The 7145-nt window shown below is 55.3% G+C and carries 5 protein-coding genes and 1 tRNA gene; 2 read left to right on the top strand and 4 right to left on the bottom strand.

The features are described from left to right. A partial coding sequence (gene nfi / locus IRZ24_RS14570; RefSeq protein ID WP_297165488.1) for a deoxyribonuclease V occupies positions 1-740 on the top strand: 740 nt, incomplete at its 5' end. 106 nt (positions 741-846) lie between these two features. On the opposite strand, the gene IRZ24_RS14565 is transcribed toward nfi, so the two are convergent. The 3 genes from IRZ24_RS14565 to mnmG all read right to left on the bottom strand — a co-directional run bounded on the left by IRZ24_RS14565 (position 847) and on the right by mnmG (position 5286). After that, positions 847-2088, bottom strand: a complete 1242-nt coding sequence (locus IRZ24_RS14565; protein ID WP_297165486.1) for an ATP-binding protein — start codon at positions 2086-2088, stop codon at positions 847-849. 104 nt (positions 2089-2192) lie between these two features. Continuing rightward, positions 2193-3050, bottom strand: coding sequence for a response regulator transcription factor (locus tag IRZ24_RS14560; protein WP_297165484.1), 858 nt, complete (start codon positions 3048-3050; stop codon positions 2193-2195). A 187-nt stretch (positions 3051-3237) separates the two neighbouring features. Further along, entirely contained in the window at positions 3238-5286 is a 2049-nt protein-coding gene (mnmG, locus tag IRZ24_RS14555; protein WP_297165482.1) for a tRNA uridine-5-carboxymethylaminomethyl(34) synthesis enzyme MnmG, read from the bottom strand. 348 nt (positions 5287-5634) lie between these two features. Between mnmG and IRZ24_RS14550 the strand changes: the two genes are divergently transcribed. Next, a tRNA-Leu gene (locus IRZ24_RS14550) sits at positions 5635-5719 on the top strand. A 225-nt stretch (positions 5720-5944) separates the two neighbouring features. On the opposite strand, the gene IRZ24_RS14545 is transcribed toward IRZ24_RS14550, so the two are convergent. Then, a complete protein-coding gene (locus IRZ24_RS14545; RefSeq protein WP_297165480.1) occupies positions 5945-6913 on the bottom strand; it encodes a tyrosine-type recombinase/integrase in 969 nt (322 codons plus the stop codon). Positions 6914-7145: the final 232 nt, after the last annotated feature.

The raw sequence follows: 7145 nt of genomic DNA, 5'->3' as shown, positions 1-7145 counted from the left end.
CTCCTCTGCACCAGTGGAATATGTCACCCGAGCAGGCCATTGCTTTGCAGAAAGAGCTGGCCAGTCGTGTGATTCGTGAGGATCGCCTACCATCCCAGGTGCAGCATATCGCCGGCGTTGATCTAGCGATCAATGAGAGCAATGGCCTGGCGCGCGCCGCCGTTGTCCTTCTTGCCTACCCCTCGCTGCAGCTTGAGGAGCAACACGTTTACGAAGAGCCTGTACGCATGGAGTATATTCCGGGCCTGCTTTCATTTCGCGAGCTGCCCTGTGTGTTGGGGGCCCTGAATCTGCTGCGGCAGGAGCCGGATTTGATTATGGTGGATGGCCAGGGAATCGCTCATCCACGGCGTCTGGGCATTGCGTCACACCTAGGTCTCTGGCTGGACCTGCCCACTATTGGCTGCGCAAAGTCAGTGCTGCGTGGTCACTATAACGAGCAGGAGCTAGGCGAAGCGGTTGGCTCCTGGGTTCCTTTACGCGACCAGGGCGAGGTCATTGGCGCCGCTCTCCGTACACGTGAACACACCAAGCCAATGATCATTTCCATTGGTCACCGGGTGAGCCTGGACACCAGCATCCGCTATGTGCTCTCTTGTTGTCGCGGCTACCGCCTGCCAGAGCCAACCCGCTTGGCCGATCGACTCTCAAAGAACAATGCCTATCGAGAACCGACCAGCGGCAGTCGGAGAGGAGAGAACAGCCCCAACGAAGCTATTCAAGATTCGCTCTGGCAGTAAGGCCAGGTGCGGAAGGTTCATCGTTGGCTCCTATACCTCTCCTCTGCCTGACTCTGTACTGACTTCCAGTCCAGGCAGGCACGGCTCCGGTCTCTTTTCCTGCTCCCTAGTTGGGATCATCGCCCCTGCTCTGTTCTGCTACCACCGACTCACGATAGAGGGGAAGAGTGAAAAAGAAGGTAGTACCACGGTTGGGAACCGTCTCAAACCAGATCTTGCCCCCATGCTGCTCAACAATGAGGCGGGCAATAGTCAATCCCAGTCCATAGCCTCCCATCCTGGACTGCATACTATGGGTGGCCTGATAGAAGCGTTCAAACACGTGGGGCTGGTCCTCGGGCGCGATCCCAAAGCCAGTGTCCTTGACAGAAAGAAGCACCATCTGAGGATCATCGGGATCGGGGCGAGCGCGCAAGATCACGGTCCCGCCCGGAGGTGTGAATTTAATAGCGTTTCCCAGCAGGTTTGAGAGCACCTGTTTCATTCGCTGGGGATCAGCATGCACGAGGGGAGTAGGCAACTCAAAGTCCTTGCTCATGACGATCTCAGCTTTGCGCGCCAGCGGTAGCATACTCTCTAGCACCTGCTGCGCGAGAGTCTCAATATTGACTTGCTGCCGCCGTAATTCAAAGTGTCCAGCATCGGAACGCGCCATAAAGAGGACGTCCTCAGCCAGTGAGAGCAGTTGCTGCAACGCCTCACTGGCATAGCCTAGGTACTCACGTTGGGTCTCGTTCAACGGCCCCATTTGACCACGCAACAGGAGTTCAATAAAGCCATGAACAGAGTTGAGTGGTGTGCGTAGTTCATGTGAGACCATTGATACAAAATGCTCTCGCATGCGATTGGCCATCTTGAGAGCAGAGACATCGCGTGCCAAAAAGAAGACATAGCGATCTTCGGGGGTCAGGACAGGGGTGACACTCACCGAGGCTTCCCAGTCCTGGGCCGCTTCGGCCCCAAGGATGATCTCTTCGTTGGCCAGTGGCTGCCCCCCTTGCAGAACACGCACCAGCGGACAGCCCGCGGTCCCGCAGAGCGGCAGATGGTCAAGGTTACGACACCTGAGTACATGGGCGCAGCCTTGCCCAATAGCCGTACTCGCCTCCCACTTCAAGACCGCTGCGGCTGCCGGATTGAAAGCCCGGAGGCGAAAGCGACTGTCCAGCAGGAAGGCCACATCAGTAGTCGCTGCCAGCGCCTTACGGGCACAGTCCGCCAGTAATTCCTCTTCCGACCGCCCACCCTGATCGGGAGGATAACGCTCCCGTATCACCTTTCTCTTGCTCTTCGCTTCCTCACTAGCATACAGGCGCTTCTCCTCAGACGAGGCAGTCTGCCAACTCATACTAGTTTCTTCACTTTTTACTGATCTATTTGACATAGTAGTGATATTACGCTCTTTGAGGCGAGACTTGCGAGAATCCGATTTCACTGCCTTACCCCTCTTCTTTATTTGCTGACAAACTTATACCCGATACGACGCACAGAAATAATATGCCGGGGATGAGCAGCATCCGGCTCTAACTTTTTCCGCAAACGGCCAATGTAGACATCCACAATATTGCTATTATTCTCATTATCGTTCCAGACAGAGGAGAGGAGCTGATCACGGCTGACTACCTGATCGGGGCAGCTCATCAGAACGCGCAAGACTTGCATTTCAGTGCGGGTTAATGGTACCTTGACGCGATCGTTAATGACTACTTGCAGCTCAGCCGGGAAGAGTTCGATAGGGCCAACGCGGATACTTTGGCCCTCGCTACGTTTGCTGCGCTTGATACGGCGTAGCACCGCATGGACGCGAGCGACCAGTTCTTGGTGATCGAAAGGCTTACAAATATAGTCATCAGCCCCAATGTGAAAGCCCTTAAGTTTAGACTCCATGCTATCCTGGGCGGTCATGAAAATCAGAGGAATATCGTACCCCTCAGCTCGTAGCCTAGCTGTAAACTCGAAGCCGCTCTGGTAGGGCATGGCAATGTCGAGGATCAACAGGTCAGGCTCGCGCTTCTGGATCATCTGCATGGCCCCACGAGGGTTGTCCGTGACTTCAACTTCATAGCCTTCCTGTTTCAGCGCGAACTGCACCAGTGCAGTTGTAAACTGGCTATCATCAACCACAAGGATATACACAGTTCTTCCCCTCTTCAGCACATAGTGCTCAGCTGCCGGGAACGGGGAAGGCGCGCAGTCCAGGGTTGGGCTGCGCACGGCCTCGCGGCCCGGCAGGATGGGCATGCTGTTCGGACGCATCGCAATAGAAGCAAAGGAGCGTAAGAAGTATCCTAAGCGGTAGCCGCATGCCATGCCTCCTTGCATCCCTCTCCAGGCCAGGAAGATTATCGGTCCTCTCCTCCTTATCTACATCTACTCACCACGGTCCATCAACAATGCACCAGGGGTTCATCACGGCCTTCCTCCTTCTGTGCTCTACCATCGCTTCTTGCTCGCTTGACTGACCGGGGGCAATACTCTGGCTCTTCCGGCTCTCTGGCTATGAAGCAGCCTTCGCCGCTGCGCGTAGCTTCTCCACATAGACCATGAGAATAGCGATATCTGCCGGCGTGACTCCTTCAATGCGCGAGGCTTGTCCTACTGTGCGCGGACGTAAGCGGGCCAGCTTTTGTCGAGCTTCTGTCCGCAAATGAGGAATACTTTGATAATCGATATTTTCAGGAATCAGCAGCCCCTCAAGGCGCTGGGCCTGCCGCACCAGTTGCTGCTGCTTTTGCACATAGTATTCATATTTAACCTGCAGCTCGACCTCTTGAGCAACCTCGGTGGAGAGTACAGGCAGAGGTGGCTCCGCCTCTGCGGCCTCTTCGTTTTGGTGGACTAGGCGCGCCAATTCGGCAACTTGAGCATAGTGCACCTCAGGACGCCGCAGCAAATCGCGAGCCGACATTAACTGACCAGGGGGCGTGATCCCCACTGCGCGTGCGGCAGCTTCCACAGTGCGCGAGGCCGTAAACATGACCTTGCTCAGGCGTTCCCGAGTCTGTTCTATCTGCTCACGCTTGCGTAGGACCCTGGCATAGCGTTGCTCATCAATGAGTCCAAAGCGATAGGCGTAGTCGCTCAAGCGCAGATCAGCGCTATCGGCCCGCAGGAGCAGGCGGTATTCGGCTTGGGAAGTATGCAGGCGATAGGGTTCACTCAAGGGGCGAGTCACCAGATCATCGATCAAGACGCCAATGTAGGCCTCGTGACGGCCCAGGACAAAGCCGGGTTCACCACGCGCATAGAGGGCAGCATTAATGCCGGCCATAATGCCCTGAGCGGCCGCCTCTTCGTAACCGGATGTGCCGTTAATCTGACCAGCGAGAAAGAGGCCAGCTATAGCCCGCGTCTGCAAGGTCGGCATCAACTGATAGGGGGGCACATAGTCATATTCGACAGCGTAACCGAAGCGAACAATCTCCACATGCTCCAGGGCCGGGATAGAGCGCAGCATTGCGAGCTGTACATCCTCGGGAAGACTGGTATTCATCCCCTGGACATAGACCTCGCTAGTGCGCCAGCCCTCTGGCTCCAAGAAGACCTGGTGAGAGGCCTTGTCAGCGAAGCGCACTACCTTATCTTCAATGGAGGGACAATAGCGGGGACCAATGCCCTCGATAAGCCCATTGAAGAGAGGAGAGCGATGGAGGTTAGCCCGAATGACCTCATGGGTACGCTCATTGGTGCGCACCAGATAACAAGGCAACTGTGGACGCCACCCAGAGAGATCCTCATCGGTGACTGGGTAGACCGGGTTAGGGCGCCCGCCCGGCAGCTGTACATCGGCTCGTGCCGTTTCGTCCCAGGAAAAATAGAGGGGGACACGACTGCCTGGCTGCGGTTCCGTCTTGCTAAAGTCGATGGTGCGCGCATCGATGCGGGGCGGTGTCCCGGTCTTGAAGCGACGCACCTCCAAGCCAAAGGCTCGTAGTGAGTCGGCCACACCTAGCGAGGGTCCTTCACCGGCCCGCCCGCCCGGCTGTGTCTTCTCCCCCACGACGAGGCGCCCATTTAGGAAGGTACCCGTTGTCAGGACGACTGCTTTGGCCTCGTATTGCCAACCAGTGCTTGTGACAACACCACGAATGATCGGGCGTCCATCCTCGCCTTGCTCATAGAGAAAGTGCGTGATCGTCGCCTGCTTCAGGTCAAGATTCGGCTGTGCCTCCAGCGCAAATTTCATTGCCAGCCGATAGGCTTGCTTGTCGCACTGAGCTCGCAAAGCCTGTACTGCTGGCCCCTTGCCTGTGTTGAGCAAACGGATCTGGATGAAGGTGCGATCCGTGTTGCGACCAACTTCACCGCCCAGGGCATCGATTTCTTTGATCAGGTGCCCTTTGGCTGGTCCGCCCATTGAAGGATTGCAGGGCATCAGGGCCACGCTATCGAGGTTCATAGTCAGCAAGAGCGTCTTACGGCCCATGCGCGCGCTGGCTAATGCAGCTTCGCAGCCAGCATGACCGGCTCCGACCACGATCACCTCATATGTGCCTCGCTTTTGCCCTTCCCCAGAAAGATTGTGAGTGCCTGCTTCGTTTGTCATTTGTTGCGTTCCGCCCACTTACATGTCATCTACATGTATAACGATCACTCTGGTATTATGCCGCAGATAAAAAGGCACGTCAATACAGCCACCGCCGTCTTTGACAAATTGCTCCTCAAGCCGCCTGCTAGAGGGAAATTGGCCAAGCCTCCACTTGTCCTCTTCTCTAAGATCTGCTAGAATTGCACTGGGATCTGAGGCATTGCAGAGCTTGACCTTAGCCACTAGGAGAATTGGTCTGGTTCGCTAGTGCCAGTCTGGTAGGCCAGGCCAGCAGGTAGAAGTAAAGCCGTAGGGATGCATGGGCCCAGGCCTCTAAAGGCCAAGCTGATATAAACGGTGTGTACTGGGGCGATGGCGGAATGGTAGACGCAGGGGACTTAAAATCCCCTGGGGTGAGACCCCCGTGTGGGTTCGAGTCCCACTCGCCCCACCTGTTCCTTCTTCCCGCTCCACACAGCTCCACAAGCCCACTCAGCCCTTTCCCCAACCAACTCACCCCAGGGCACCTTTCCCCTTCAGATCGACCTTTTTGACCCTGATCCCCTGGGCTAGACAGCCCTGCCACAACCCAAAGCTAACACACTCCCCTGAGCCAGCTAACACCTCTTTTCCCCTCCGGTTACACTATCCCCTAGGCCAGCTAACACCTCCACCACTACACCACCTTTCTACCTCCCCTCTTCCTCCGCAAAACCCCCTTAATCCGCCCTATAGGAGAAAACTTCTCATGCTCTTTCCTAGCTTGTGAAGATCTATAACCCTCCAAGTACCTCTGAGTCACCTGCACAGTACTATGACCCATCTCCCTAGCCAGGTTGAATAGCTCTCCACCACTCTCCAGATACATCTTTGCATACGTATGTCTAAGCACATGCGGAGAAACACGACTTTCCACACCAGCCAACCGCCTTACCCTCCTAACTACCTCATATATCCCCGATGGCCTCAACGGCCTTTTCCCCCGACCTAGAAAAATATTCTCTTCACGACCAGCTCCCTTACGATACAAATGGATATACTTCCACAATAACCTCAAAACCTCCGAATGCAAACCTACCTCACGCTGCTTTCTTCCCTTCCCCCATACAATCAAATGCCTCTCTCCTACATCACACAACCTCAAACCAGCCAATTCCGATAAACGAATACCAGTATCCAAAAACAACAATAAAATGACAAAATCCCTAAATCCCCTTTCCGTCTTTGTATCACAAACCCCCAACATCTTCACAAGACAGCCCTCATCCAACGCATCCACAATAGGCTTAGGAACCTTCGGCTGAACCAAACGAGCAGCAGGGTCCTTCTCAAGCAGCTCTTCCCTAACAGCCCAAGCAAAGAAAACCTTCACTGCCCTCACATACCCTTGCACAGTCTGACCAGAAAGCAATTTCCCCTCTGTCGGCCTCTTAGGATGCCTCTCACAAGCAAAAGACCGCAAAAGCATCTGAACAACCTCACGCAAATGCACCACAGTAACCCTCTCCAAATCAGATACCCCTTTCTCCTCCAACATTCTGAACACCAACTCCAACCGTACTCGATACCATCTAATCGTCTCAGCAGAAAGAGCACGAGTCTCACAATCCAACAAAAACAAGGACAAAGCATCAGACAATTCCATACAAACACCCTCCCTCTTCTTCCTCAACCCGCCAACGCTCCCAGACCCACAATACCCGCCTGGATAGCCGCAGCTCCCCTCGCCGGAACCGCTCTATCTGCCTGCGCAACCGCTCTCGCAACAGCACCCCATAGCCCACCGGCCTCACAAGCGCCCTCCCAGGTACCTGCTCCCACAACAGCCATCGACCCCCAGACCGCTGACCCTCCTGCTCTCCTTCCCGCTCCTGCTC

Source organism: Thermogemmatispora sp. (assembly GCF_019683755.1).
Taxonomy (GTDB): Bacteria; Chloroflexota; Ktedonobacteria; order Ktedonobacterales; family Ktedonobacteraceae; genus Thermogemmatispora.
Note: the sequence above shows the minus strand (reverse complement) of the source record. Positions and strands in the feature narration are given on the sequence as shown.